The 544-nt window shown below is 44.5% G+C and carries 1 protein-coding gene; it reads left to right on the forward strand.

Features of this window, described 5'->3' with window-relative positions; all coding sequences use genetic code 11:
- Positions 1–13 precede the first annotated feature (13 nt).
- Positions 14–544 (forward strand): ABC transporter ATP-binding protein (locus R7Z50_RS30380; protein WP_318150135.1); only part of this gene is annotated, 531 nt, incomplete at its 3' end.

Consider the following 544-nt stretch of genomic DNA (forward strand, 5'->3'; position numbering starts at 1 on the left):
AGCAAAATCACTGATGAGCTGCGCACTATCAATTAAAAACCTAACTTGCCAATACGATGCTCAAACCGTTTTAGAGTCTTTGTCGCTTGAAGTTGAACAGGGGCAAATCGTTTGTCTTTTAGGAGCGAGTGGTTGTGGCAAAACGACATTGTTGAAAGCGATTGCTGGTTTGCTGCCTCTTACTTCTGGTCAAATGAGCTTAAATTGTCAGACGATTGATGATGGTGAAAATTGGTTGCCACCAGAAGAGCGCAATATCGGAATGATCTTCCAAGATTATGCACTATTTCCTCATCTGACAGTTGCGCAAAATATAGCCTTTGGTTTGAAGCATCAAGCTGCAAAGGAAAAGCGCGCGAAAGTCGATGAAATGCTAGAACTCGTGCACCTTCAAGGTTACGCCGATCGTTATCCACATCAGCTTTCTGGTGGGCAACAGCAGCGCGTTGCGATTGCCCGTTCTCTGGCTTACAGCCCTGATTTACTGCTTTTGGATGAACCGTTTTCGAATATTGATACTCAGGTTCGTCACGAGTTAATCAGC

Source organism: Vibrio sp. 1249-1, assembly GCF_033340495.1.